Genomic DNA, 24663 nt, shown 5'->3' on the forward strand with positions numbered 1-24663 from the left:
TGGGCGGCTGTTGGAGAGAACTTTAAGAGGAGGGTGGGAGTTGATAAATGGGGTTTGAGGTACATCATTTGTGATGCGGTGTATCAAATGAGGGCGCGCGAGCAGTCATCCTGTGCACGCGCTGTCTCAGTGAGAAACGCTGGCGCTCAGGCCAGCAGCTCGGTAATCCAGCGTGTCTGTTGTTTGAGGTCTTGCAGCTTTTGCTCTGGCAGGCTTTGTTGCGCATGGGCGAGCTGGCTGAGCGTCTTCTGCTTATGGTGAAGTTTGTGCTGCCATTTGCGCAGAAACTCGGGGCTGCGGGTCTGCATCTGCAAGGGGCCGAAGTACAGCTCCTGGTCGGTATAGCTCACCGGTTCAGCACGTTCGGCGACGATGATTTCGTAATCGAAGCGGTTTTCCCGCAGCAGCTCTTCGCTGAGGATGCGGTAGCCGTTATCCATCAGCCATTGGCGCAGCGGTTGTTCGCCGCCATTGGGTTGCAGGATCAGGCGTTCTTTGCCGCTCAAACGGGCTTTGCCGCTGTCGAGGATGTCGCGGATCGTCTCGCCGCCCATGCCGCAGATCGTGATGGCGGTGATGCCGTCGTCAGCCTCGATGGCAGCCAGGCCATCGGCCCGGCGCACGCTGATGCACTGCTGCAGATCATTCTCGCGCACGGTGCGTTCAGCCGCGTGGAACGGCGTCGCCGCAACCTCGCCAGCTACGGCCGCGCTGATCAGACCACGGCGCATTAGCGCCACCGGCAGATAACCGTGGTCCGAACCGATATCCGCCAGTCGTGCACCGGCCGGCACGTGGGCAGCCACCCGCTCGAGGCGTATGGACAATGTCTGTTCGTTCAACGGCAACCCCTTGATGGCAGGCAAAGGGGTGCGACTCTGGCGAGCATCGCCGGGCCTGTCAAATCCCGGCGACGGAATTCAATGGCCCATTGACCGCGCTGAACGGCCAATGGGCGCTGAGACTTAGCCAGTCAACGTCGCGTTGTCGATCACGAAACGATACTTCACGTCACCCTTGAGCATGCGCTCGTAGGCGTCGTTGATCTGGTCGGCGCGGATCAGTTCGATGTCGGAAACGATGCCGTGCTCGGCGCAGAAATCCAGCATCTCCTGAGTCTCAGGGATGCCGCCGATCATCGAGCCGGCAATCGTGCGGCGCTTCATGATCAGGTTGAACACGTTCGGCGAAGGATGCGAGGTGGCCGGCGCACCGACCAGGGTCAAGGCACCATCGCGCTTGAGCAGCACGAGGAATGCATCGAGATCGTGCGGCGCCGCGACGGTGTTGAGGATCAGGTCGAAACTCTTGGCGTGGGCGGCCATTTCTTCGGCGTTGCGCGACACCACCACTTCATCGGCGCCCAGCGCTTTGGCCGCTTCGCGTTTGGATTCAGAGGTGGTGAACGCCACCACGTGGGCGCCCAAGGCGTGGGCCAGTTTGATGCCCATGTGGCCAAGGCCACCGATGCCGACCACGCCGACTTTCTTCCCTGGACCGGCGTTCCAGTGACGTAGCGGCGAGTAGGTGGTGATGCCGGCACACAGCAGCGGCGCGACGGCGGCCAGTTGCGCTTCGGGATGGCGGATGCGCAGCACGTAGCGTTCATGCACGACGATGTTTTGCGAATAGCCGCCCAGCGTCCAGCCCGGTGCATCCGGAGTCGGGAAGTTGTAGGTGCCGATCATGCCGTCGCAGTAGTTTTCCAGCCCGCTTTCGCAGTCATCGCAATGTTTGCAGCTGTCGACGATGCAACCGACGCCGACCAGATCACCGATTTTGTAGTCCGAAACATGGGCGCCAACGGCCGACACGCGACCGACAATTTCATGCCCCGGTACGCAAGGGAATTGCGTGCCGGCCCATTCGGCGCGCACCTGGTGCAGATCGGAATGGCAGATGCCACAGAACGCAATGTCGATCTGCACATCATGGGCGGCCGGCGCGCGGCGGTTGATCTGCATCGGCTCAAGGGGTTTGTCGCCCGCGTGGGCGCCGTAGGCTTGTACAAGCATGGGAACATCCTCGATCGGTTTGTCGTAAGGCATTGTTTCTTTTCCGGCGCTGCGGGCACTAGTGCATTCCTGTGCAATCCTTGCCTGATCCTGTGCGTTGTTGTGACATTGCGCGGACAGACGCTCGTGGCGTTTGCAGGTAATCTCCCGGTTCACTGACGACAACAAAATCAAAACAGGAGTCATTGATGCAACCAATCCGTCTCGGTCTGGTGGGCTACGGCAAGATCGCCCAGGATCAACATGTGCCGGCAATCCTCGCCAATCCCGCTTTCCAGTTGGTCTCCGTCGCCACCCAGGGCCAGCCTTGCCCCGGTGTCGAAAATTTCCGTTCGCTGAGCGAGCTGCTGGAAAACGGCCCGCCGGTTGACGCGATTGCCTTCTGCACGCCACCGCAAGGTCGTTTTGCGCTGGTGCAGCAAGCGCTGGCCGCCGGCAAACACGTGTTGGTTGAGAAGCCCCCGTGTGCCACGTTGGGCGAAGCGCTGGCCTTGGTCGATCAGGCCGCACAGCAGGGCGTCAGCGCGTTGTTTGCCTGGCATTCACGCTACGCGCCCGGTATCGAAGCCGCTCGCGACTGGCTCGCCTCGCGCACTTTGCAAAGCGTGCAGATCGACTGGAAAGAAGACGTGCGCAAATGGCACCCCGGGCAGACCTGGATCTGGCAACCCGGCGGCCTCGGCGTATTCGATCCGGGCATCAATGCCTTGTCGATCGTCACCCATCTGCTGGCGCTGCCGCTGTTTGTCGAATCCGCTGAGCTGCGCGTACCGAGCAACTGCCAGTCGCCAATTGCTGCGTCGATCAAAATGGCTGATGCGCATCAACTCGATGTGCGTGCGGAGTTCGACTTCGACCATGGCCATGATGAGCTGTGGAGTATCGAGGTGCGTTGCGCTGAAGGCGTGTTGCGCCTGGATAACGGTGGTGCGCTATTGAGCATTGACGGTGTGCGCCAGGCGGTGTCGGAGGAGGGTGAGTACGCAGCGGTGTACAGACATTTTCAACAGTTGATCGGCGACAAGGCCAGTGACCTGGATGTGCAGCCGTTGCGCTTGGTGGCGGACAGTTTCTTTGTCGGCAGCCGGGTGTTGGTTGAGGCGTTTTACGATTAGAGCGCGGCCGGCCCGGCACGATTATTTTTAGTCGCCAAGCGAAAGCCTGCCCTGAACGGCAGGCTTTTTTCGTTGGAGCACCGTTCGTCCACTGCCCGGCACTTGCGCTGTGCCGTTGTCTCTCACGTTTAAGCGCGGATATCCCGCGTACAAGAACGGAGAAGCAAGCATGGACATCGATGAAAATGCACCGGGCAACCGGTCACAGCAAGACGTGACACGGACGACGGACAATGAGACGGGGCATGATCCGAAACGCAACCCGCCCGAGGTTCCGTTGCCCGCCGATGAAGAGTCGCCGGTCGATGAAGACATGACGGATGTGGCGGCCAACAACTCGGTGTCGAGCGAGCATCCTGAGTCGCAATGACCGGATTGAATAAGTGTGGGGGACAGGCCATGTGCACGTCATTCAAGGTCGGCGACGCGGTTCACTGGAACAGCGAAGCCGGCGAGATTCGCGGCAAGGTGGTCAAGGTGCACACCCGGGATGTCGAGTTCATGGGCCGCCATCGGCCTGCTTCCAAGGACGAGCCGCAGTACGAAGTCAAAAGTGACAAGACCGGGCATCTGGCAATGCACCACGGCGCGGCGCTTCATCCCGCGAAATGACCGGACTAGTGAGACGATACGAATTCGGAAGGCGTTGTCGGCGGCGGCAATGAGTACGTCGCCTTCATCCATTCAATCTCCGCCTGCGGCGTCCGGCCGAAAAACCGTTTGAACTCGCGACTGAATTGCGAGGCGCTTTCATAACCGACGTCAAACGCGGCCGCCGATGCACTCATGGCCTGGCGCAGCATCAGCAGCCGCGCCTGATGCAGGCGTGTCGACTTCAGGTATTGCATCGGCGAGGTATCGGTCACGTTGCGAAAGTGCAGGTGAAAACTCGGCACGCTCATGCTCGCTTCGTGGGCCAGCTGCTCGACGTCGAGGCGCTGCTGATAACAGCTGTGAATCTTGCGGATCGCCCGGCTCACCTTGCCGAAATGCCCGCGACGATGCAGCGCGGCACGCATTGATCCACCTTGCTCGCCCGTGAGAATGCGGTAATAGATCTCACGCACCAGCGCCGGCCCGAGAATTTGCGCTTCACCGGCGACGCTCATTGCCTCGAGAAAACGCAAGGTCGTGGTGCGCAGCGCATCGTCCATCGGCGAGGCGTACATGCCTTTGGGCTCAGCATCGCTGACGCCATGCACCTCATCGACTTGCAACATCAACTCGCTGGCCAACTGAAAGTCCAGTTTCATGTAAATCGCGAGCATCGGCTCGGCTGCCGTGGCGTCGGTCTCCATGGTGAAGGGGATGGGCACGGACACCACCAGATAATGCTGCGCGTCATAGACGTAGGTGTCCTCACCCAGATAACCGCGCTTGCGACCCTGGCAGAGGATGACAATGCCGGGGTCGTACAACACCGGAGTGCGGGTCAGTGGGCGGTTCGAGCGCAGGAAGCGCACGTCATCGAGCGCGCTGAGGTTGTAGCCCTCGACCGGCGCGAGGACTTCCATCAGTTGCACCATGCGCGCGGTGCTGCCATCGGCCGGCGTCATTGTTTTCTCTCTCAGTGATCGGTGGAGCAACTCAGCGCTTGCCATTGATCAATCTCGTCGAGCGCCCGTTGCAGTCGGTCACGCACCAGCCCCAACGCATCACTGCCAAGTAACAAATGGGCGGGAGGCTCGGGACAATCGATGATCTGCAGCATCGCTTGCGCAGCTTTTTGCGGGTCGCCGAGCTGTTTGCCGCTTTTTGCTTCCCGGGCCTGGCGGATCGGGTCGAAACTGGCGTCGTAGTCGGCAATGCTGCGCGCGGTGCGTTGCATCGAACGGCCGGCCCAGTCGGTGCGAAACGAGCCAGGCGCCACCGCCGTGACGAAGACATTGAAGGGACGCAGCTCTTTGCTCAGGGTATCGGAGATCCCTTCAAGCGCAAATTTGCTGCCGCAGTAATAGGCGATGCCGGGCATCGTGATGGTGCCGCCCATGGAGGTGATGTTGAGGATGTGGCCGGCGCGACGCTGGCGGAAGTAGGGCAGGAAGGCCTTGGTCATGGCGACCGCGCCGAACACATTGACGTCGAACTGTCGGCGCATGTCCTCCAGCGGCGATTCTTCAAAAATGCCTTCGTGACCGTAACCGGCATTGTTGACCAGCACATCGACCGGGCCATGCGTGGCTTCGACTTGCGCAATGACGCTGTCGATCCGCTCAAAGTCAGTGACGTCTAGCAGCACGCCGTAAGCGTTCTCCGGGGACAGTGCCTGGAAGTTTTTCAGGTCGGTTTCATTACGCACAGTACCGATCACGCGGTGGCCGTTGGCAATGGCTTCTTTGGCCAGCGCATGGCCGAAACCGCTGCTGACGCCGGTGATGAACAGGGTTTTGCTTGGTTTCATGACGGTCTCCAATGACTCTGGTGTGACGTCATGGTAACCACCACCCAAGCGGTAACCTATGCCGGTTTGTCTTGCAGCCTTGCCTATTCCTATCAGGCGCTCGTGATGTGCAGATAAAACGGTGGCAGCGCCGCTAAGCACGCTCACGGTCGATCTTGCTGTTCTGTGGCCGTCAGAAACGTGCCAGTTGATAGGGCGCGCCACTTGGCAAAGGCGTTGCCCGGATTGCATCTGCGTCCGTCATCCGCACCACCATCTCCGCCGTCACCGCCGCCTGCGTCAGCCCCAGATGCTGATGCCCAAAAGCAAGCAACACCTTGCCCTCACACACCTGATCAATCACCGGCAACGAATCCGGCAACGATGGGCGAAAACCCATCCACGGCGTCGCTGCGTCAGCACTCAGATCCTTGCGAAACAGACCCTGACTCAACCGATGCAACTGCCACGCGCGTTCCATGCTCGCTGGCTTTTCCAGCCCAGCGAACTCGACCGTGCCGGCCAGGCGCAAGCCTTCGGACATCGGCGTCATGATGAACTTGCGTTCCAGCGAGGTGACGGGGAAGGGCAGTCGATCGTGTTCCTGCGGCAGCATCAGGTGGTATCCGCGCTCGGTGTCCAGCGGTACTTTTTTGCCGGTGAGGGCGGCGGTGAGGCTCGCTGAGTGCGCACCGCAGGCGATCAGCACCCGGCTGGCAGTCAAACCACCCGATCCAGTGATCAGCGAAACACCGTGCTCCTGCACATAGCCGCCCTGAACCTCTTGCTGGACAAAACTCACGCCACTGGCCTTGGCCGCTTCGACCAGTTCACACACCACGCGATACGGATCGATGAAATGCCCGGTGCGCGGGAAGAACAGGCCGCCCTGAATCTGTTCGCTGAGTTGCGGCGCCGTGTCGCGTATGGCAGCGGCCTGCCAGTAATCGACCGGCACCTGCTGCTGATGCATTCGGGCCTGTAATGTCTGGATTGCCTGACGCGATTCGGGGCGTTCGAACACCAGCAACGAGCCATCGATCTTCAGCAAGTCTGGCCGCTGGATGTCGGCGAGCAAGCGCTGCCAAGCCTGCAGACTGCTTTCATTCAGGGCACGCAAGCCTGCCACGGTGTTCTGAAAAGGCGCCGGGCGCAGGTTCAGCAGCAGGCGGGTGAACCATGGCAGGGCGCGCGGCAGGTATTTCCAGTCCAGCCTCAGTGGTCCCATCGGATCCATTAGCATGGCCGGCAGGCGCTTGAGGATGGACGCGTCGGCAATCGGAAACACCTGCTCGGTCGCCAAATGCCCGGCGTTACCGAACGAGGCGCCGTGGCCGGGTGGCTGCTGATCGATGACCACCACGCGTAACCCTTGGCGCGCCAGACGCAGTGCGCAGGCGACACCGATGATGCCGGCGCCGACTACAGCGATGTCGTGAGAGACGTTATTGGTCATGGTGCTGCGCTTCCCTTTGCCCATCGAGCAGACGGCGTAATTGCAGCGGATTGTCATGTTTCAATGCGTCAGGCAGCAAGTTGTCCGGGAAGTCCTGATAGCAGACCGGGCGCAGGAAGCGCAGGATCGCCGCTGTGCCGACGGATGTCGTGCGCGAGTCTGACGTGGCCGGGAACGGCCCGCCGTGAACCATTGCGTCACACACCTCGACCCCGGTGGGCCAGCCATTGACTAGCAAGCGACCGGCCCTGCGCTCGAGCGTCGGCAGCAATGCACGCGCCTGTTGCAGGTCTTGGTCATCCAGATGCAACGTGGCGGTCAACTGGCCTTCCAGATGTTCGGTGACCTCGCGGATTTCAGCCTCACTGCTGCATTGCACGATCAGCGCCGCCGCCCCGAATGCTTCGGCTTGCAGGCGGTGATCGGCGAGAAAGTCAGCGGCCTCGGTCACGAATACATGGGCCTGACATTGATTCGGGCCGTTGCCGATCTGACCAACACCGGCGATGTTCGCGCTGGCATTCTCGGCCAGTACATTCACGGCAGACTCGTAAGCACTGAAGATGCCCGGTGTCAGCATCGTCTGCGCCGGACTGCGTTGAATGACTACGGCGGTGGCGGCGACAAACTTGTCCAGCGCCGGTCCTTTCAAGGCAATCACCAAGCCCGGGTTGGTGCAGAACTGGCCCGCGCCCAACGTCAGCGACGCCACAAACCCTTCAGCCAACGCCTGCGTGCGATTGTCCAGCGCCGCTGGGAACAGCAGCACCGGATTGATCGAACTCATTTCCGCATACACCGGAATCGGTTCGGGCCTGGCTTGCGCCGCTTGAATCAACGCCAGACCGCCGTTGCGCGAACCGGTGAAGCCCACCGCTTTGATCCGTGGATTCGTGACCAGCGCAATGCCCACTTCACGGCCAGAGCCGTACAGCAAGGAGAACACGCCGTCCGGCAAACCACAGGCTTTTACCGCCCGAGCTACCGCGCGGCCGACCAGTTCGCTGGTGCCGGGATGGGCACTGTGCGCCTTGACGATCACCGGACAACCGGCGGCGAGTGCCGATGCGGTGTCACCGCCCGCGACTGAAAACGCCAGCGGAAAATTGCTCGCACCAAATACCGCGACCGGCCCCAGTGCAATCTGCCGTTGACGCAGATCGGCACGCGGCAGCGGTTGGCGTTGCGGCTGCGCGCTGTCGACGCGTACATCCAGCCATTCACCGCCGCGGACGGTGCGGGCTAACATTCTTAATTGTTGGCACGTACGCCCGCGTTCGCCCAGTAACCGTGCACGCGGCAGACCGCTTTCGGCATGGGCACGGTCAATCAGTTCATCGCCGAGGGCTTCGATTTCCTTGGCAATGCTTTCAATAAATTCGGCGCGGACATTCAGGGTAGTTTCGCGATAAACATCGAACGCTGCCCAGGCCAGCGCACAGGCCTGTTCGACATGCTCCGTCGATCCTCCGGCATACGCCGGTTCCAGCGCTTCATTCGTGGCCGGATTGATCCCGCGAATAGCCTCGCGATTACCCGCAACCGAGTGCTGCCCGATCAGCATGTGGCCCGTCAGAGTCATGGTGTCTTCCTGATAAAAAGGGAAATGCCTGCCGCGTAGCACAACGCATCGCGGCAGGTGAGGAGGCGTTGATCAGGCGAAGTTCTGTTCCGCCGACCAGTTCTCGTACCAGTGACGGAACAGCGAGTACTGCTTCTCGGCATAACGCCGTTGCGAGTCGCTCAATGCATCCGTTTCGTTGAAGTGCAGGGTGTATTCCTTGTCGCCGTTGAGCACCATCAGGTGTTTGTAATACAGCACCAGATCGCAGCCTTCATCGAACGACGACAACACCGCCAGTGCCGATTCCAGCTCCCGCGCCTGACGACGGGCCTTGGCATCTCCTTGTGCGGCCTTCTTGCTCAGCGCCACCAATTGCAGCACTTCGCGGGGCAGTGCGTTGCCGATACCGGTGATCGCGCCGGTGGCGTTGCAGTTGACGAAACCGTGCACCACTTGTGTATCGACGCCGACCATCAGCGTCACGTCTTCATCTTTGGAAGTGATGTTTTCGGCGGCGTAACGCAGGTCGGCACCACCGCCGAATTCCTTGAAGCCGATCAGGTTCGGGTACTCGCGACGCAGTTCGAAGAACAGGTCGGCGCGGGTGGCGAAGCCGTAGTAAGGGCTGTTGTAGATCACTGCTGGCAGGTTCGGTGCGGCTTGCAGAATCGCGGCGAAGTGGGCTTTTTGCGCAGTCGCCGAAGCACCACGGGACAGTACGCGCGGAATCACCATCAAACCCTGCGCGCCGACTCTTGCCGCGTGCGCTGCATGGGAAACCGCTTCTCGTGAGTTCACTGCGCCGGTGCCGACGATGGTTGGAATCCCGGCAGCGACCAGACGCGCCACGCCTTCCTGCCGTTCAGCCTCGGTGAGCAACGGCCAGTCGCCCATCGAACCGCAATAAACTACGGCGCTCATGCCGATATCGATCAGCTCGCGTCCTTTGGCCACCAAGGCATCGAAGTCCGGTTTGCGTTGGGCGGTGCACGGGGTCATCAGGGCCGGCATGCAACCGGTGAAGATGTTGTCGCTCATTGTTTTAACTCCTTGGCACATCATTCAAATTGCGGTGAAAAGTCTGCGCGGAGGCTCAGATGCCCCACGCGAACGGGTCTGCTTCGTCGATCAGCAAGGTGCTGTCGGCGGTCATGTAAGCGCGGCCGGTGATGAACGGGCGGATTCGCTCGCCGTCCCATTCGAAGCGGCCTTCGAACTGGCTGCCGGTGATGCTCGCCTGAACCCAGGTTGCACCGGGTTGCAGCTTGTCGTCGGCGGCCAGACAGGCGAGTTTGGCGCTGGTGCCAGTGCCGCACGGCGAGCGGTCGTAGGCTTTGCCGGGACACATGACGAAGTTGCGGCTGTCGGCCTGATCGTCATCGGCGAACAGTTCGACGTGATCGATGACGGCACCGTCTTCGCCATAGATGCCCTGGTCTTCAAGGGCCTTGAGCATTGCCCAGGTGTAAGCGGTGAGGTGTTCGACGTTGTCCATGGTCAGCGTCTGGCCGTGCTCGGAGACAAGGAAAAACCAGTTGCCGCCGTAAGCGATATCGCCGAATACGCGGCCGTAACCCGGCACATCCACCGGCACCTGTTTGCGATGTCGATACGCGGGGACGTTGCCCAAGGTGACGGTTCCGTCGTCATGCAACGTAGCGCTGACCGGGCCGACGGGCGTTTCGATCTTGTGGATGCCCGGTTCGATTTTCCCCAGGTACTGCAACGAGTTGATCAGGCCAATCGTTCCGTGGCCGCACATGCCCAGATAACCGGCGTTGTTGAAGAAAATCACCCCGCACGTGGCGTCCGGCGAGACCGGCGCGCAATACAACGCGCCGACCAATACATCATTGCCACGGGGCTCCAGCAGGCAGGCGCGGCGCCATTGATCATGCTCAGTGCGCAGCGCATCGCGTTTTTCCACCATGCTGTTGCCGGGCAGATCGGGGAAGCCTGTCATCACCAGACGCGTGGGTTCACCGCCGGTGTGGGAATCAATGACGTGTAGTTCTTTCATGGATAGATTCCTTTAGGTGATTTCAGTAGGCGCCAGCAGGGCGCGCAGCCACCGTCGAGGCGGGGGCGGTGACTTCGCTTTCCTCATCGTCCTCTTCCAGACGCAGCAGATGCGCCGGCACACCGGTCGCGGCGCCCCAGTAATAAATGCCGGTGGCGCAAGCAGCGACGACAATGGTGTCGAACGGGTGGGCGAGGATGCCGAGGCCGCCAAACGTGCCGAGTTTCGACAGCACGATGGTCACCGCGTAGAAGGCGATCAACCACGCCGAGGAACGCACTTGGCTGGCCAGATTCAGGTGAGCGGTCGGCACAAAACGACCGCACAGCAGATACACAACGAACATCAGGATTTGCAGGCCGAGCAGCCACGACACGGTGTTCCAGCCCGACCAGTAGACGATCAGCGCGGCGATGATGAACGACACCGGCCCGAGCAGACCCATGCACTTGACCCGGAACGGGCGCGGCATGTCCGGCGCATTGCGGCGCAGCGCGGCCACGGACACAGGGGCTACGGCGTAGCTCAGCACCAGCGCAGCGGAAACCACATTGATCAGCGCTTCCCACGACGGAAACGGCAGGGTCCAGAACACCGACAGGGCGAAGGTCAGCCACAGCGCCGGACGCGGAATCCCGGACTTTTCATCGATGTGGGTGAAGACTTTGAAGAAAGTCCCGGTCTGCGCCCAACCGTAAATCACTCGCGGGGTGGCATTCATGTAGATGTTGCCGCAGCCGCTCGGCGAGATCACTGCGTCGGCGACCACCAGATACGCCAGCCAGCCCACGCCCAGCGCCAGCGCGATGTCGCGGTACGGCAGGGAAAATTCCTTGCTGATACCGGCCCAGCCATTGGCGAGCATTTCGGTCGGAATGCTGCCGAGAAAGGCCATTTGCAGCAGTACATAAATCAGCGTCGACAGCAGCACCGAGAGGATCAGTGCGATGGGAATGGTGCGCTGTGGATTCTTCACTTCACTGGCCACCGAGATGATCGGCGTCAGCCCTAGGTAAGCGAAAATCACACCGCCCGCCGACACCGCCATTTCGATACCGGACAAGCCGAAAGGGGCGAAACCTTGTACTTGGAAATTCGCCGGTTTGAAGAAGGTGAACAGCACGCCAATCACCAGCAGCGGCACGATGAACTTGAACACGCTGACCAGATTGTTGGCCTTGGCGAAGGTTTTCACGCTGCGGTAGTTGAGCAGGAAAAATACGCACAGAAGGCCGAACTGCACCAGCCAGCCGAGAATCGTCGGATCGCCAGAACCAGCCTTGGTCAGCTCGGGAAACCATGCCGCCGCGTATTGGCGCGAGGCAACCACTTCGATCGCCACCAGGCTGGAAAACGCAATCAGGGTAATGAAGCCCATCAGGTAGCCCAGCAGCGGCCCGTGGGAGTAAACCGGGTAACGCACAACGCCGCCGGCACGCGGTAATGCCGCACCCAGCTCGCAGTAAACGATGCCCAGCAACAACACCGCAAAGCCGCCCAGCAGCCAGGAAAAAATCCCCGCCGGCCCGGCGATGGCGGACACATGACTGGCCGCGAACAACCAGCCGGAACCGAAGATCGCCCCCAGCCCGATAAATGTGAGGTCGATCAGTGAAAGCTGTTTTTTGAACTTGCCTTGGCCTGACATGGCATCGCCTTCTTGTGAGTTATTGGATAGGCAGTTGTGTCACTGGGACGGCCAGACTTTGAACTCATCGATGGTGTGGCGATTGATGTTTTGCGGCGGCTTCGATGACGAAATCAGCACAATCGCACTGGCGAAACGTGGCCCTCGACAGGTCTTGAGCGATGCTGCAATCTGCACACGAAGGCCGCATGGCGGGCGCTTCGTCCATCCACGTTACGAGGGTGTTGTTTGATGCAGCAGGCGTTCTCGATCCTGGCTCAAGGCATTGATGGGCATCGTCCGCAGACGCTGGAGGAGTTGTTGGCCGGTGCGGCGCTGTTGTTGCCGATGCTCGATGTGATCCCCAACGCGGCGATTTTCATCAAGGATGTGCAGGCCCGTTACGTGCTCGCGAATCGCGCGCTGGTGCAGCGCTGTGGCTTGAAGGATTTGCGTCCGTTACTGGGCAAGACCAGCGCGCAGGTGTTCCCGGCGCAACTCGGGCCGGGCTACACCGAGCAGGACCGCAAGGTGCTGGAGGAGGGCTTTGTACTGGAGGATCAACTGGAGCTGCACCTGTATGGCAGTCGCGAACCGGGCTGGTGCCTGACGCATAAGCAGCCGCTGTACAACCGTGACGGCGTAATCATTGGCCTGGCGGGGATTTCCGTGGACCTGCAATCGGCCAGTGAAACGCATCCGGCATTCGAGCGGCTGGCGGCAGTCGATGAGCACATCCGCGCGAATTTCAATCGCCGCGTCACGTTGGGTGAGTTAACCCGTATCGCCGGTATTTCCGTGGCGCAACTGGAGCGTTACTGCAAACGGGTGTTCCACCTGACGCCACGGCAGATGATCCAGAAAGTGCGCCTCGAACATGCGCACCGCTTGCTGCACACCGACCTGCCGATTACCGATGTGGCGTTGCAATGCGGCTACACCGATCACAGCGCCTTCACTCGGCAGTTCAAGGCCTCGACCGGGTTTACTCCGCGCGAGTACCGGCAGGCGACCTCACTCTGATGAAATGGTATTGAAGCGCTATGTAGGAGCTGCCGAAGGCTGCGATCTTTTGATCTTGATCTTAAAAAACAAAATCAAAAGATCGCAGCCTTGGGCAGCTCCTACGAGGGCGTTAAGCCAGGACAGTTAGCCATGCCGAGAGCAGCAACAACAACGCCAGTGCCGCGTTCATCCGCTTGAACGCCTTTGGCGAGCCCATCAATCGCGCACTGCCCACTCCCAGCAATGCCCAGAACGTCATGCACGGCAACGACACCAGCAGAAATGCAAACGACAAAACCAGCAGTCGCAGGGTCTTGTCACCACCGCCGACAAACAAGCTGACCACCGCCACGGCCATCATCCACACCTTGGGGTTGACCAGTTGCAGCATGGCGGCGCCCAGCACGCTGAAACCTTCTTCCTGCGTACCCGTCGGGTCCAGCGATGGCGGCGTGCTGCGGAAGATCTGCCACGCCAGCCAGCTCAACCAGAGCACACCGCCCCAGGCCATGGCTTGCTGCACGCGCGGGTAGCGCAGCAAGGTTTCGCCGGCACCGAGGCCGACCACCAATACAATCAGTGCCGCCGCCGCGCAGGCGCCAAAAATGATCGGCAACGTGGCGAGCAGGCCTTGGCGCGAACTGTGGCTCAACACCAGAATATTGGTCGGCCCCGGCGTGATCGAGGCAACGAACGCAAACAGCAGAAAGGGCAGTAATGACGCCATGATCCGGATTCCCTGAAAATGAAAACAGGCATCCATGATCGCCAGTTGACGTGCGTCAGTCTGGAAGGTTTGAGCAGCGCTTGCGGTAGTCGGCGGGAGTGAGTTGGTAGGCCCGGCGGAACCAGCGCCCAAGGTGACTCTGATCAGCAAAACCGAGCACGCTGGCGACCTGCGCCGGCGTTTCACCCCGGGCCAGCAACTGGCGCGCCTTGGCCAGGCGCAACTGGATCAGATAAGCGTGCGGCGCCAGGCCAAAAGCCGACTTGAAGGCGCGGCTGAGACGAAAACGGTCCACTCCGCAGACCCGCGCGAGATCATCGAGACCGATATCTTCATAGGTGTGCGCGTGCAGATAATCCCGCGCCAGTTGCGCCACCAACGGCAGGCGCGGATCGAAAGCCTGGCGCTTGCGCCAGTCGAGATGGCGCGTGAGCGAGCTCAGCAAGCCATCGACGGCGGTCTGCCGGACGATGCGCAGATCACCGTCATGCAGCGCATGGAAGGCTTGACTGATCGCTGTGGCCAGACGCGGATCCTGGCTCAGCGTGTCGGCAAAACCGGGCTGGCTGTCGGACGGTGCGTCTTCGAACAGCGCGTGCATTTCACGCTCAAGCCAATGCGGATCGAGGTAGAGCATCGAATAGGTAAAACCTTCCTCGGTCGGCGCTTGCCCATCGTGGATTTCCCCCGGCTCCAGCAGGAACACGTTGCCCGGCGTACTGCGATGGCGCACGCGGCGGCAATTGAACTGCTGCACACCTTGCTCGGTAACGCCGACGAGGAAGCTGTCATGCCAGTGCGGATCGTAGGCATGGCCCTCAAAGTGAGCGCGAATCGATTCAATCCCGGTGTCGACATCCTGGGACAGCTCGATCCAGTTGCGTTTATCCACGAAGGCTCCAGAGTTCGCCATTGAAAGGTGCGGCCCTATAAAATACCGCGCAATGCTCGTCGACGTTTAGAAGATTTGTGCAGGTGAGGGGGCTAGACTCTGTAGGTCACGGCCCCTTTGGCGACAGGTGGAATGCGATGATGAACCGATGCTCGCGTGGGGTTTTACTCACCTTGATCGCCCTCAGCCTGGCGCTGACGGCAGGCTGCTCAAGCCGCAAACACTATCCGCCCTCCGGCGTTGGGGACGCCTGTTACGCCAAAGCCTTGCCGTCGGTCGGCGAGGGCGGTCTGGCGTGGGGCTCCAGTCTGAACATGGCCCGGCAGAAATCGATGAACAACTGCATCCGTTATGCCGGGCGCTCCGGGGGCACGCCGAACACCTGTCAGGTGGTCTTGGCCAAATGCAAATAGCTTTCTGTTGACATGGTTGCTTTAGGCAAATATATAGTTGCCTTAAGCAATTATCTGAGTGTTTGCCATGTCCAGCAGCCATCTCCTCGAGCAAGCCGACGTCGTGCGCGGCTTCAATCGCTTCTACACCCATCAGATCGGCGTACTGCAGGAGCATCTGCTGCAAAGCGACTACTCGCTGACCGAGCTACGCATTTTGTATGAGCTGGCCTCGCGCGGTGATCTGACCAGCGCGGATCTGCGCCAGATGCTCGGCCTCGACGCCGGTTATATGAGCCGCATCATCAGCGGTTTCGAGAAGCGCGGCCTGATCCAGAAAGTGCCGTCACCCACGGATGCTCGCGCTGCGCAATTACACCTTACTGACCTGGGCCGTGAAATCCTGATCCCGCTGGAAAAGGCCTCCCGCGAACAGATCGTCGCCATGCTCGAGCGATTGCCTGAACCGCAGCAGAAGCAACTGATCGGCGCCATGACGTTGATCCAGACACTGCTGCAAGGCAACAAAGACGCAACCTACGTATTACGCGATCCGCAGCCCGGCGACATGGGCACGGTGATGCAACAACAAGCGGCCCTGTATTCCCGTGAATACGGTTGGAATTCGGAGTTCGAGGCGCTGGTGGCCGAGGTGGTCGCCAAGTACCTGCGTGATTACGACCCGACGAGCGAGCGCTGCTGGATTGCGGAAAAGGACGGCAAGGTCATCGGCTCCGTGTTCATCGTCCGTCAGGATGAAACAACCGCCAAACTGCGCATGCTCTACGTCGACGCCAGCGCGCGGGGCTTGGGCATTGGCAGCCGTCTGGTCGAGGAGTGCCTGCGCTTTGCCCGGCAGATTGGCTACAAGAACATGACCTTGTGGACGACCAGCAACCTGACCGCTGCACGCAAGATTTATCAGCAGGCCGGGTTTGAGTTGGTGGAGGAAGAAGCAATTCACAGCTTTGGCAAGGATCTGGTGAGTCAGACGTGGGCGCGGGCGTTGTGATTTGTTATTCGTCGTCGGGTGCAGTGAAAAGGCAGACGAAAAAAAACCACCTTAGCGGGGTGGTTTTTTTAACCTCGGTTTGCGGCTGAGGTTTGTTGCTTCACTAGCTGCTTTGACATGTGCTCATGGTATGAGTCTTTGCGTCCCCTCGCAACATTAATATTCTGTTTCAGATGGATGCTTACGTTATCCAATGTTGAAAGAGCAATGCTGACAGAAATAACGTTTTACAAAGCCGATTGATTACCTGGTCATGTATAGTTCGATTGGGGGTTATGATGCCGACGCTCACATGTCTAAGCAGTGACGAGATTTGGCTGGCAATTCAACGATTTCATTCCCTCTGACACGGTTTGCACCCGTGCCGGAATGATACTTCGGAGGGCTTTCAACCGGCCGCCTCATTAGCTGCTTTGACATGCATGCTGAAGGCACGCATGGTCCGGTAAGCTTGCTGGAGGTTTGGCCCCCAGCCCTGGAGGCCAAAACGTATGAAGCTTTTGCTGCGTACGCTGAGCCTTGTATGGAGATTGTTTAAAGCCTTTCGCTTTTACGAGTTCCTGCGAGACCACTTTGACGACCTGAAGTAACGGCCGTTGAGGTGGGAAAAGCCCGTTTCAGTTTCGACTGAAACGGGCTTTTTTTGTTTTTGAAGGCTGTCATAAGTAGGAATTTTCTTCGTTTGGTTTTTTTGGTCTGTAGGGCATTTCTTCGGCAAGTGTAGGCGTTGTTCAAACCACTCTGTAGTCCGCAAAAAGCGTTCGATTATCGAGCACCCAAACCTTCGTCCAATTGCCCACCCCGACACTCCGGCGTACTGTGGCTCGTGATGCCTGAAACCCCGTGATCCCAAAATAACGACAACAACGAGCAATGCCCCATGGACAGCCATCTGCTGAGCGATCGCAGCAGCGTGTTCCGTCACGCTGACCCTTATGCCGTCTCCGACTACGTCAATCAGCACGTCGGCCAGCACTTCATCGGCCTGTCCAGAACCACCCACCCGCAAGCCAGCCTCAACCATCGCAAACTCGCCGATCTCGATCTGGCCCGCATCAGCTATGGCGGCAGCGTGCGCGTGACCTCAGTGGCGCTGGAGACCGTTTACCACCTGCAAGTGCTCTTGCAAGGCAATTGCCTGTGGCGCGGGCACAAGCGCGAACAGCATCTGGTGCCTGGCGAGTTGCTGTTGATCAACCCGGATGATCCGGTTGATCTGACGTACTCGGAAGACTGCGAGAAATTCATCCTCAAGGTGCCGGTCAGCGTGCTCGAATCGGTGTGCGACGAGCAGCGTTGGCAGCGTCCGGCAAGCGGTGTCCGTTTCCTGCGCAATCACTATCGGCTGGATGAGCTGGAAGGCTTCACCAACCTGCTGGCGATGATCTGTCAGGAAGCCGAGGCCAGCGATCCGTTGCTGCGGGTACAGGAGCATTACGCGCAGATCATCGGCAGCAAACTGATTTCGCTGATGAACACCAACGTCAGCCGTGAGTGCCTGAGTGCACCGAACGTAAGCTTCGAACGCATTCTCGATTACATCGAGCGCAATCTGAAACTGGATTTGCCAGCCGAACATCTGGCCGCACAGGCGAGCATGAGCCCGCGCTCGCTGTACGCTTTGTTCGAACGCCAAATCGGCGTCACGCCGATGCAATACATCCGCCAACGCAAGCTTGCGCGCATCCACGCCTGCCTCAGCGATCCGAGCTGCCCGGTACGCAACCTCACCGAACTGGCCCTGGACTACGGCTTCCTGCACCTCGGCCGCTTCTCCGATAGCTATCGCCAACAGTACGGCGAACTGCCTTCGCAGACCTTCAAACGCCGCCACTAAAACACTGCGCTAACCCCCCTCCGAAACACGCTGAATCATCTGCCGCGCCATCCTGCACAAAACGGATAGCGATCTGCAGGATTCGGCTATTGCCCCGTGCATCGCCTCCCTAATCTGACCTGGCCTGAACAATAACAATGGAGGCCCCGGCCATGTCCCTGGGAATCGACTACCTCAATGCCATGCTTGAAGAAGACCAAGAGAAGGGTGCCTACCGCTGCAAGCGGGAGATGTTCACCGATCCGCGTCTGTTCGAACTGGAGATGGCGCACATCTTCGAAGGCAACTGGATTTACCTCGCTCACGAAAGCCAGATCCCCAACAACAACGATTTTCTCACCACCACCATGGGGCGCCAGCCGATCTTCATTGCGCGCAACAAGGACGGTGTGCTCAATGCGTTCCTCAATGCCTGCAGCCATCGTGGCGCCATGCTCTGTCGGCACAAGTCCGGCAATCGCTCCAGCTACACCTGCCCATTTCACGGCTGGACGTTCAACAACAGCGGCAAACTGCTCAAGGTCAAAGACCCGAGCGAGGCCGGTTACCCGCAAGGCTTCAACTGCGAAGGCTCCCATGACCTGACTAAAGTCGCGCGTTTCGAGTCCTATCGCGGCTTTCTGTTCGGCAGCCTGAATGCCGATGTGAAATCGCTTGCTGAACATCTGGGAGAGTCCGCCAAGATCATCGACATGATCGTCGATCAGTCGCCAGAAGGCCTGGAAGTGTTGCGCGGCTCCAGCTCTTACATTTACGAAGGCAATTGGAAACTCACCGCTGAAAATGGCGCCGACGGCTACCATGTCAGTTCGGTGCACTGGAACTACGCCGCCACCCAGAACCAGCGCCAACAGCGCGAAGCGGGCGAAGCGATCAAGACCATGAGCGCCGGCAGTTGGGCGAAGAAGGGCGGCGGTTTCTACTCGTTCGATCACGGCCATCTGCTGCTCTGGACCCGCTGGGCCAACCCGGAAGATCGTCCGGCCTACGAGCGTCGCGACGAACTGGCCCGTGAGTTCGGTCAGGCCCGTGCCGACTGGATGATCGAGAACTCACGCAACCTGTGCCTGTACCCCAACGTGTACTTGATGGATCAGTTCAGCTCACAGATCCGTATCGCCCGGCCGATCTCGGTCAACAAGACCGAAATCACCATTTACTGCATCGCCCCCAAAGGCGAGAGCGCCGAGGCCCGCGCCAAGCGCATTCGTCAGTACGAAGACTTCTTCAACGTCAGCGGCATGGCCACGCCGGATGATCTGGAAGAGTTTCGCTCGTGCCAGACCGGCTACGGCGCCGGGCGCGGCTGGAATGATATGTCCCGTGGTGCGACGCACTGGGTCGAAGGTGCCGATGCAACCGCCGAAGAAATCGACCTCAAACCGCTGCTCTCCGGCATGCGCACCGAAGACGAAGGCCTGTTCGTGCTGCAACACAAGTACTGGCAGGAAACCATGCTCAAAGCCGCTGCCAGCGAACCACAACTGATCCCCGTGGAGGCCGTGTGATGAGCAACCTCTACGACAGCGTGCGCGATTTTCTCTACCGCGAGGCGCGTTATCTCGATGACGGCCAGTGGGATCAATGGCTGGAACTGTACGCCGCCGATGCGACCTTCTGGATGCCGGCCTGGGACGACAACGACACGCTCACCGAAGACCCGCAAAGCGAAATCTCGCTGATCTGGTACGGCAACCGTGGCGGCCTCGAAGACCGCATCTTTCGGATCAAGACCGAGCGCTCCAGCGCGACCATCCCCGACACCCGCACTTCGCACAACCTGAGCAACATCGAAATCGTCGAGCAGAGCGCAGACCAGTGCCTGGTGCGCTTCAACTGGCACACCCTGAGCTTTCGCTATCAGGTCACCGACAGCTACTTCGGCAGCAGTTTCTACACCCTCGATCTGCGTGGCGAACAGCCGCTGATCAAGGCCAAGAAAGTCGTGCTGAAAAACGATTACGTCCGTCAGGTCATCGACATTTATCACATCTAGTCGACACGACGAGGTGCACCATGAATTTCCAGATCGCGCTTAATTTTGAAGACGGCGTCACCCGTTTCATCGAGGCTGGCGGCCATGAAACCGTCGCCGATGCGGCGTATCGCCAAGGCATCAACATCCCGCTGGACTGCCGCGATGGCGCCTGCGGCACCTGCAAATGTTTCGCCGAGGCCGGGCGGTACGACATGGGCGACAACTTCATTGAAGACGCCTTGAGCACCGACGAACTCGCGCAAGGTTATGTGCTGACCTGCCAGATGCGCGCTGAAAGCGATTGTGTGGTGCGAGTGCCGGCAGGCTCGCAGGTGTGCAAGACCGAACAAGCGAACTTCCAGGCATCGATCAGCGCTGTCCGGCAGTTGTCCGAAAGCACTATCGCGCTGTCGATCAAGGGCGAAGCGCTGAGCAAACTGGCGTTTCTGCCGGGCCAGTACGTCAATCTGCAAGTGCCCGGCAGTGAGCAGACCCGCGCCTACTCCTTCAGCTCGTTGCAGAAGGACGGCGAAGTCAGCTTCCTGATCCGTAACGTGCCTGGCGGTTTGATGAGCAGCTTCCTCACCGGGTTGGCCAAGGCCGGCGACAGCATGAACCTGGCGGGGCCGTTGGGCAGTTTCTACCTGCGCGAGATCAAGCGGCCGCTGCTGTTGTTGGCGGGCGGCACCGGCCTGGCGCCGTTCACCGCGATGCTGGAAAAGATCGCCGAGCAGGGCAGCGATCATCCCGTGCATTTGATCTACGGCGTGACCAACGATTTCGATCTGGTTGAACTTGATCGTCTCGAAGCCTTCGCCGCCCGCATCCCGAACTTCAGTTTCGGCGCCTGCGTGGCCAACCCGCAGAGTGCGCATCCACTCAAGGGCTACGTCACCCAGCACATAGAGCCGCGCCACCTCAATGAAGGCGACGTCGACGTGTACCTCTGCGGCCCGCCGCCGATGGTTGAAGCGGTCAGCCAATACATTCGTGAACAGGGCATCACCCCTGCGAATTTCTACTACGAAAAATTTGCCGCTGCGGCTGCCTGAAATCCTTTTTCGAGGTTGTCATGAACAACAGATTCTCCAACAAGGTCGCGCTGGTCACCGGCGCGGCGCAGGGTATCGGCCGCCGTGTGTGCGAACGCCTGCTGAACGAAGGCGCGCAAGTCGTCGCCGTCGACCGCTCTGAACTGGTTCACGAACTGCAAGGCGAGGGCGTTCTCGCGCTGACCGCCGACCTTGAGCAATACGCCGATTGTGCACGGGTCATGGCCGAAGCCATCAACACCTTCGGCCGACTCGACATCCTGATCAACAACGTCGGCGGCACGATCTGGGCCAAGCCGTTCGAGCATTACGAAGTCGAACAGATTGAAGCCGAAGTTCGCCGCTCGCTGTTCCCGACCCTGTGGTGCTGCCACGCCGCGCTGCCGTACATGCTCAAGCAAGGGCGCGGCGCCATCGTCAATGTCTCGTCGATTGCCACCCGTAGCATCAATCGCGTGCCGTACGGCGCGGCCAAGGGCGGCATCAATGCGCTGACCGCGTGCCTGGCGTTCGAGAACGCCGAGCGCGGCATTCGCGTCAACGCTACTGCACCGGGCGGCACCGAAGCGCCGCCCCGGCGCATCCCGCGCAATGCCGCCGAACCGTCGGCGCAGGAGCAGTCCTGGTATCAGGAAATCGTCGCGCAAACCCTCGACAGCAGCCTGATGAAACGCTACGGCAGCCTCGACGAACAGGTCGGCGCGATCCTCTTTCTGGCCTCCGATGACGCCTCGTACATCACCGGCGTGACTTTGCCGGTCGGTGGCGGCGACCTCGGTTGATCACGTTTTCAAGGGACACAGACATGCAGAGAATTCTGATTGAAAGCGTATCGACGATCATCGTCGATCTGCCGACCATTCGCCCGCACAAGCTGGCGATGCACACGATGCAAAAACAGACCCTGGTGATTCTGCGTCTGCGCTGCAGTGACGGTATCGAAGGCATCGGTGAAGCGACCACCATCGGCGGCCTCGCCTACGGTTATGAAAGCCCGGAAAGCATCAAAGCCAATATCGACGCGCATCTGGCGCCGGCGCTGGTCGGCATGGACGCCAATAACATCAACGCCGCGATGCAGCGGCTCGACAAGATCGCCAAGGGCAACACCTTCGCCAAGTCCGGTATCGAAAGCGCATTTCTCGACGCCCAAGGCAAGCGCCTCGGTTTGCCGGTCAGCGAGCTGCTCGGCGGCCGTGTGCGCGACAGCCTCGAAGTGGCCTGGACCCTGGCCAGCGGCGACACCGCCCGCGACATCGCCGAAGCCGAGCAGATGCTCGAAGCCCGTCGCCATCGCATCTTCAAATTGAAGATCGGCGCCAACCCGCTGGAACAGGATCTCAAACACGTGGTGGCGATCAAAAAAGCCTTGGGCGAGCGCGCCAGTGTGCGGGTTGACGTTAACCAGTATTGGGACGAATCCCAGGCGATTCGCGGCTGTCAGGTGCTGGGTGACAACGGCATCGACCTGATTGAACAGCCGATTTCGCGGGTCAACCGCTCCGGGCAGATTCGCCTGAATCAGCGCAGCCCGGCGCCAATCATGGCCGACGAATCGATCGAAGGCGTCGAGGATGCTTTCAGCCTCGCCGCCGACGGCGCTGCCAGTGTATTCGCCCTGAAGATCGCCAAAAACGGTGGCCCGCGCGCCGTATTGCGCACCGCACAAATCGCCGAGGCCGCCGGCATCGCGCTGTACGGCGGCACCATGCTCGAAGGCTCCATCGGCACGCTGGCCTCGGCGCACGCCTTCCTCACGCTCAAACAACTGACCTGGGACACCGAGCTGTTTGGGCCGTTGTTGCTGACCGAAGACATCGTCACTGAAACGCCGCAGTACCGCGATTTCCACCTGCACATCCCGCGAACTCCAGGCCTTGGCCTGACGCTGGATGAAGAGCGTCTGGCGCGTTTTCGCCGCCACTGAATCAGGAGAACCAGCATGTTGTTCCACGTAAAAATGACCGTGAAATTGCCTGTCGATATGGACCCGTCGCTGGCCGCCCGGCTCAAGGCAGACGAGAAGGAACTGGCGCAACGGCTGCAACGCGACGGCGTATGGCGGCACCTGTGGCGCATCGCCGGGCACTACGCCAATTACAGCGTGTTCGATGTGCCGAGTGTTGAGGCTCTGCACGAAACGCTGATGCGCTTGCCGTTGTTTCCCTACATGGACATTGAGGTTGATGGCATGTGCCGGCATCCGTCGTCGATCCATACGGACGATCGCTGATCCAACCCGGCCCCTGTAGGAGTGAGCCTGCTCGCGATAGCGGTGTGTCATTCAGCATCGATGGCAACTGGCAGACCGCTATCGCGAGCAGGCTCACTCCTACAAGGGACGGTGCAGGAACTCAAGAACTGCGTCGACAAAACAACAAGATGAGGTAACCACCATGACCGTGAAAATTGCCCACACCGCCGAGCTGCAAACCTTCTTCAAAGAAGCCGCCGGTTTTACCAACGACGACGGCAACTCCCGGCTGAAAACCATCGTCCTGCGCATCTTGCAGGACAGCGCCAAGATCATCGAAGACCTCGAAATCAGCGACGACGAGTTCTGGAAAGCCGTCGACTACCTCAACCGTTTGGGCGTTCGCTCGGAAGCAGGGCTGCTGGTTGCCGGCCTCGGCCTCGAGCATTTTCTCGACCTGTTACAGGACGCCAAGGACGCACAGGTCGGCTTGGCCGGCGGCACGCCACGCACCATCGAAGGCCCGCTGTACGTAGCCGGCGCGCCCCTGTGCGAAGGTGAGTGCCGCATGGATGACGGCAGCGAGGAGGGCGTCGCCACCGTTATGCACCTCGAAGGCCAGGTGTTCGATCTGCATGGCCAGCCGTTGTCCGGTGCTACCGTTGACCTGTGGCACGCCAACACCAAGGGCACGTACTCGTTTTTCGACCCGAGCCAGTCCGAGTACAACTTGCGCCGCCGCATCATCACCGACGCCGAAGGCCGTTACCGCGCTCGCAGTATCGTGCCATCCGGCTATGGCTGCGACCCGCAAGGGCCGACCCAGGAATGCCTGAACCAGCTCGGCCGCCATGGCCAGCGCCCGGCCCATGTGCATTTCTTCATCAGCGCACCGGGGCATCGGCACCTGACGACGCAGATCAATCTGTCGGGTGATCAATATTTGTGGGATGACTTCGCTTATGCGACCCGTGAAGGGTTGGTCGGGGAGGTGGTGTTCCGTGAAGATGCGGTGTCGGGGCGCTATGCCGAGCTGAAGTTCGACTTCCAGTTGCAGCAGGCGCCGGACGCCAGTGCCGAACAACGCAGCCAACGGCCGCGTGCGTTGCAGGACGCTTGATACCGAGTCGCCTGGTTCCCTCACCCTAACCCTCTCCCAGAGGGAGAGGGGACTGACCGAGGTGATCTTGAGCGCTACGTCGACCTGAACGTTTTGTACCGAATCCAACCCGGTTTTTCAGGTCGGCGCATAACGCAAGACACCTCGGTCGGCTCCCTCTCCCTCTGGGAGAGGGCTGGGGTGAGGGGACTGACCGGGGGTGATCTTGAGCGCTACGTCGAGCTGAACGCTTTGTACCGAATCCAACCCGGTTTTTCAGGTCGGCGCATAACGCAAG

The 24663-nt window shown here is 60.1% G+C and carries 25 protein-coding genes; 14 read left to right on the plus strand and 11 right to left on the minus strand.

What is annotated here, in order from left to right; genetic code table 11:
• Positions 1-146: 146 nt before the first annotated feature.
• Both ACW9IR_RS05060 and ACW9IR_RS05065 read right to left on the minus strand, forming a co-directional pair.
• Positions 147-842, minus strand: coding sequence for a tRNA (adenine(22)-N(1))-methyltransferase (locus tag ACW9IR_RS05060; protein WP_457461980.1), 696 nt, complete (start codon positions 840-842; stop codon positions 147-149).
• Between the two features lie 123 nt (positions 843-965).
• The gene (locus ACW9IR_RS05065) at positions 966-2015 is read right to left on the minus strand and encodes an NAD(P)-dependent alcohol dehydrogenase (RefSeq protein WP_457461982.1); all 1050 of its coding nucleotides are present in this window, start codon (positions 2013-2015) and stop codon (positions 966-968) included.
• 188 nt (positions 2016-2203) lie between these two features.
• Between ACW9IR_RS05065 and ACW9IR_RS05070 the strand changes: the two genes are divergently transcribed.
• The 3 genes from ACW9IR_RS05070 (at position 2204) to ACW9IR_RS05080 (ending at position 3742) form a co-directional block, all read left to right on the plus strand.
• The gene (locus ACW9IR_RS05070) at positions 2204-3130 is read left to right on the plus strand and encodes a Gfo/Idh/MocA family protein (protein ID WP_457461984.1); all 927 of its coding nucleotides are present in this window, start codon (positions 2204-2206) and stop codon (positions 3128-3130) included.
• 169 nt (positions 3131-3299) lie between these two features.
• On the plus strand, positions 3300-3500 hold the full coding sequence (locus ACW9IR_RS05075; protein WP_102899126.1) for a hypothetical protein: 201 nt from the start codon (positions 3300-3302) through the stop codon (positions 3498-3500).
• Between the two features lie 29 nt (positions 3501-3529).
• Positions 3530-3742: a hypervirulence associated TUDOR domain-containing protein gene (locus ACW9IR_RS05080; RefSeq protein ID WP_102899125.1), complete on the plus strand. Its 213-nt coding sequence runs from the start codon at positions 3530-3532 to the stop codon at positions 3740-3742.
• A gap of 5 nt (positions 3743-3747) precedes the next feature.
• Here the strand turns inward: ACW9IR_RS05080 and ACW9IR_RS05085 are convergent, their stop codons facing one another.
• The 7 genes from ACW9IR_RS05085 to ACW9IR_RS05115 all read right to left on the minus strand — a co-directional run bounded on the left by ACW9IR_RS05085 (position 3748) and on the right by ACW9IR_RS05115 (position 12198).
• Positions 3748-4686 (minus strand): AraC family transcriptional regulator N-terminal domain-containing protein, encoded by a 939-nt coding sequence (locus ACW9IR_RS05085; RefSeq protein ID WP_457461987.1) that lies wholly within the window; start codon positions 4684-4686, stop codon positions 3748-3750.
• 11 nt (positions 4687-4697) lie between these two features.
• Complete coding sequence (locus tag ACW9IR_RS05090) at positions 4698-5531, minus strand: oxidoreductase (RefSeq protein ID WP_457461989.1); 834 nt, start codon at positions 5529-5531, stop codon at positions 4698-4700.
• 172 nt (positions 5532-5703) lie between these two features.
• On the minus strand, positions 5704-6966 hold the full coding sequence (locus ACW9IR_RS05095) for an FAD-dependent oxidoreductase (protein ID WP_457461991.1): 1263 nt from the start codon (positions 6964-6966) through the stop codon (positions 5704-5706).
• Positions 6956-8548 (minus strand): aldehyde dehydrogenase (NADP(+)), encoded by a 1593-nt coding sequence (locus ACW9IR_RS05100; RefSeq protein WP_457461993.1) that lies wholly within the window; start codon positions 8546-8548, stop codon positions 6956-6958. Before ACW9IR_RS05100 ends, ACW9IR_RS05095 begins: the two co-directional genes overlap by 11 nt.
• Positions 8549-8620: 72 nt before the next feature.
• A complete protein-coding gene (locus ACW9IR_RS05105; protein WP_457461995.1) occupies positions 8621-9568 on the minus strand; it encodes a dihydrodipicolinate synthase family protein in 948 nt (315 codons plus the stop codon).
• A gap of 55 nt (positions 9569-9623) precedes the next feature.
• A complete protein-coding gene (locus ACW9IR_RS05110) occupies positions 9624-10550 on the minus strand; it encodes a 4-hydroxyproline epimerase (RefSeq protein WP_457461997.1) in 927 nt (308 codons plus the stop codon).
• Positions 10551-10572: 22 nt separating this feature from the next.
• Entirely contained in the window at positions 10573-12198 is a 1626-nt protein-coding gene (locus ACW9IR_RS05115; RefSeq protein ID WP_457461999.1) for an APC family permease, read from the minus strand.
• Between the two features lie 231 nt (positions 12199-12429).
• Between ACW9IR_RS05115 and ACW9IR_RS05120 the strand changes: the two genes are divergently transcribed.
• Positions 12430-13200, plus strand: a complete 771-nt coding sequence (locus ACW9IR_RS05120; protein ID WP_457462001.1) for a helix-turn-helix domain-containing protein — start codon at positions 12430-12432, stop codon at positions 13198-13200.
• A 112-nt stretch (positions 13201-13312) separates the two neighbouring features.
• On the opposite strand, the gene ACW9IR_RS05125 is transcribed toward ACW9IR_RS05120, so the two are convergent.
• Both ACW9IR_RS05125 and ACW9IR_RS05130 read right to left on the minus strand, forming a co-directional pair.
• Complete coding sequence (locus tag ACW9IR_RS05125; protein WP_457462003.1) at positions 13313-13909, minus strand: LysE family translocator; 597 nt, start codon at positions 13907-13909, stop codon at positions 13313-13315.
• Between the two features lie 55 nt (positions 13910-13964).
• The gene (locus tag ACW9IR_RS05130; RefSeq protein WP_102899114.1) at positions 13965-14801 is read right to left on the minus strand and encodes an AraC family transcriptional regulator; all 837 of its coding nucleotides are present in this window, start codon (positions 14799-14801) and stop codon (positions 13965-13967) included.
• Between the two features lie 137 nt (positions 14802-14938).
• Here ACW9IR_RS05130 and ACW9IR_RS05135 point away from each other — a divergent pair, with 137 nt between their 5' ends.
• From ACW9IR_RS05135 to catA, 10 genes are all read left to right on the plus strand, one after another.
• Positions 14939-15214 (plus strand): hypothetical protein, encoded by a 276-nt coding sequence (locus ACW9IR_RS05135; protein WP_102899113.1) that lies wholly within the window; start codon positions 14939-14941, stop codon positions 15212-15214.
• 67 nt (positions 15215-15281) lie between these two features.
• On the plus strand, positions 15282-16205 hold the full coding sequence (locus tag ACW9IR_RS05140) for a bifunctional helix-turn-helix transcriptional regulator/GNAT family N-acetyltransferase (protein ID WP_102899112.1): 924 nt from the start codon (positions 15282-15284) through the stop codon (positions 16203-16205).
• 880 nt (positions 16206-17085) lie between these two features.
• Positions 17086-18042 carry an AraC family transcriptional regulator gene (locus ACW9IR_RS05145; protein ID WP_457462006.1) on the plus strand — a complete coding sequence of 319 codons (957 nt, stop codon included), beginning with the start codon at positions 17086-17088 and terminating at the stop codon, positions 18040-18042.
• 152 nt (positions 18043-18194) lie between these two features.
• Positions 18195-19550: a benzoate 1,2-dioxygenase large subunit gene (gene benA / locus ACW9IR_RS05150; protein WP_457462008.1), complete on the plus strand. Its 1356-nt coding sequence runs from the start codon at positions 18195-18197 to the stop codon at positions 19548-19550.
• Positions 19550-20038 (plus strand): benzoate 1,2-dioxygenase small subunit, encoded by a 489-nt coding sequence (benB, locus tag ACW9IR_RS05155; protein ID WP_137216584.1) that lies wholly within the window; start codon positions 19550-19552, stop codon positions 20036-20038. The genes benA and benB overlap by 1 nt, the downstream gene beginning before the upstream one ends.
• Before the next feature lie 20 nt (positions 20039-20058).
• Entirely contained in the window at positions 20059-21072 is a 1014-nt protein-coding gene (benC, locus tag ACW9IR_RS05160) for a benzoate 1,2-dioxygenase electron transfer component BenC (protein WP_457462010.1), read from the plus strand.
• Between the two features lie 20 nt (positions 21073-21092).
• Positions 21093-21854, plus strand: coding sequence for a 1,6-dihydroxycyclohexa-2,4-diene-1-carboxylate dehydrogenase (locus tag ACW9IR_RS05165; RefSeq protein ID WP_102899107.1), 762 nt, complete (start codon positions 21093-21095; stop codon positions 21852-21854).
• Positions 21855-21877: 23 nt separating this feature from the next.
• Complete coding sequence (locus tag ACW9IR_RS05170; protein ID WP_457462012.1) at positions 21878-22999, plus strand: muconate cycloisomerase family protein; 1122 nt, start codon at positions 21878-21880, stop codon at positions 22997-22999.
• A 15-nt stretch (positions 23000-23014) separates the two neighbouring features.
• The gene (gene catC / locus ACW9IR_RS05175) at positions 23015-23305 is read left to right on the plus strand and encodes a muconolactone Delta-isomerase (protein ID WP_110719852.1); all 291 of its coding nucleotides are present in this window, start codon (positions 23015-23017) and stop codon (positions 23303-23305) included.
• Between the two features lie 163 nt (positions 23306-23468).
• The gene (catA, locus tag ACW9IR_RS05180; RefSeq protein ID WP_110719851.1) at positions 23469-24386 is read left to right on the plus strand and encodes a catechol 1,2-dioxygenase; all 918 of its coding nucleotides are present in this window, start codon (positions 23469-23471) and stop codon (positions 24384-24386) included.
• Positions 24387-24663 lie beyond the last annotated feature (277 nt).

This window comes from Pseudomonas sp. SDT291_1_S447, from assembly GCF_054070155.1.

Excerpts from the sequence above, each read along its gene's own strand:
- ACW9IR_RS05065 (WP_457461982.1), bottom strand. The coding sequence starts at position 2,015 with ATGCTTGTACAAGCCTACGGCGCCCACGCGGGCGACAAACCCCTTGAG.
- ACW9IR_RS05070 (WP_457461984.1), top strand. The coding sequence starts at position 2,204 with ATGCAACCAATCCGTCTCGGTCTGGTGGGCTACGGCAAGATCGCCCAG.
- ACW9IR_RS05075 (WP_102899126.1), top strand. The coding sequence starts at position 3,300 with ATGGACATCGATGAAAATGCACCGGGCAACCGGTCACAGCAAGACGTG.
- ACW9IR_RS05080 (WP_102899125.1), top strand. The coding sequence starts at position 3,530 with ATGTGCACGTCATTCAAGGTCGGCGACGCGGTTCACTGGAACAGCGAA.
- ACW9IR_RS05085 (WP_457461987.1), bottom strand. The coding sequence starts at position 4,686 with ATGACGCCGGCCGATGGCAGCACCGCGCGCATGGTGCAACTGATGGAA.
- ACW9IR_RS05090 (WP_457461989.1), bottom strand. The coding sequence starts at position 5,531 with ATGAAACCAAGCAAAACCCTGTTCATCACCGGCGTCAGCAGCGGTTTC.
- ACW9IR_RS05095 (WP_457461991.1), bottom strand. The coding sequence starts at position 6,966 with ATGACCAATAACGTCTCTCACGACATCGCTGTAGTCGGCGCCGGCATC.
- ACW9IR_RS05100 (WP_457461993.1), bottom strand. The coding sequence starts at position 8,548 with ATGACTCTGACGGGCCACATGCTGATCGGGCAGCACTCGGTTGCGGGT.
- ACW9IR_RS05105 (WP_457461995.1), bottom strand. The coding sequence starts at position 9,568 with ATGAGCGACAACATCTTCACCGGTTGCATGCCGGCCCTGATGACCCCG.
- ACW9IR_RS05110 (WP_457461997.1), bottom strand. The coding sequence starts at position 10,550 with ATGAAAGAACTACACGTCATTGATTCCCACACCGGCGGTGAACCCACG.
- ACW9IR_RS05115 (WP_457461999.1), bottom strand. The coding sequence starts at position 12,198 with ATGTCAGGCCAAGGCAAGTTCAAAAAACAGCTTTCACTGATCGACCTC.
- ACW9IR_RS05120 (WP_457462001.1), top strand. The coding sequence starts at position 12,430 with ATGCAGCAGGCGTTCTCGATCCTGGCTCAAGGCATTGATGGGCATCGT.
- ACW9IR_RS05125 (WP_457462003.1), bottom strand. The coding sequence starts at position 13,909 with ATGGCGTCATTACTGCCCTTTCTGCTGTTTGCGTTCGTTGCCTCGATC.
- ACW9IR_RS05135 (WP_102899113.1), top strand. The coding sequence starts at position 14,939 with ATGATGAACCGATGCTCGCGTGGGGTTTTACTCACCTTGATCGCCCTC.
- ACW9IR_RS05140 (WP_102899112.1), top strand. The coding sequence starts at position 15,282 with ATGTCCAGCAGCCATCTCCTCGAGCAAGCCGACGTCGTGCGCGGCTTC.
- ACW9IR_RS05145 (WP_457462006.1), top strand. The coding sequence starts at position 17,086 with ATGGACAGCCATCTGCTGAGCGATCGCAGCAGCGTGTTCCGTCACGCT.
- benA (WP_457462008.1), top strand. The coding sequence starts at position 18,195 with ATGTCCCTGGGAATCGACTACCTCAATGCCATGCTTGAAGAAGACCAA.
- benB (WP_137216584.1), top strand. The coding sequence starts at position 19,550 with ATGAGCAACCTCTACGACAGCGTGCGCGATTTTCTCTACCGCGAGGCG.
- benC (WP_457462010.1), top strand. The coding sequence starts at position 20,059 with ATGAATTTCCAGATCGCGCTTAATTTTGAAGACGGCGTCACCCGTTTC.
- ACW9IR_RS05165 (WP_102899107.1), top strand. The coding sequence starts at position 21,093 with ATGAACAACAGATTCTCCAACAAGGTCGCGCTGGTCACCGGCGCGGCG.
- ACW9IR_RS05170 (WP_457462012.1), top strand. The coding sequence starts at position 21,878 with ATGCAGAGAATTCTGATTGAAAGCGTATCGACGATCATCGTCGATCTG.
- catC (WP_110719852.1), top strand. The coding sequence starts at position 23,015 with ATGTTGTTCCACGTAAAAATGACCGTGAAATTGCCTGTCGATATGGAC.
- catA (WP_110719851.1), top strand. The coding sequence starts at position 23,469 with ATGACCGTGAAAATTGCCCACACCGCCGAGCTGCAAACCTTCTTCAAA.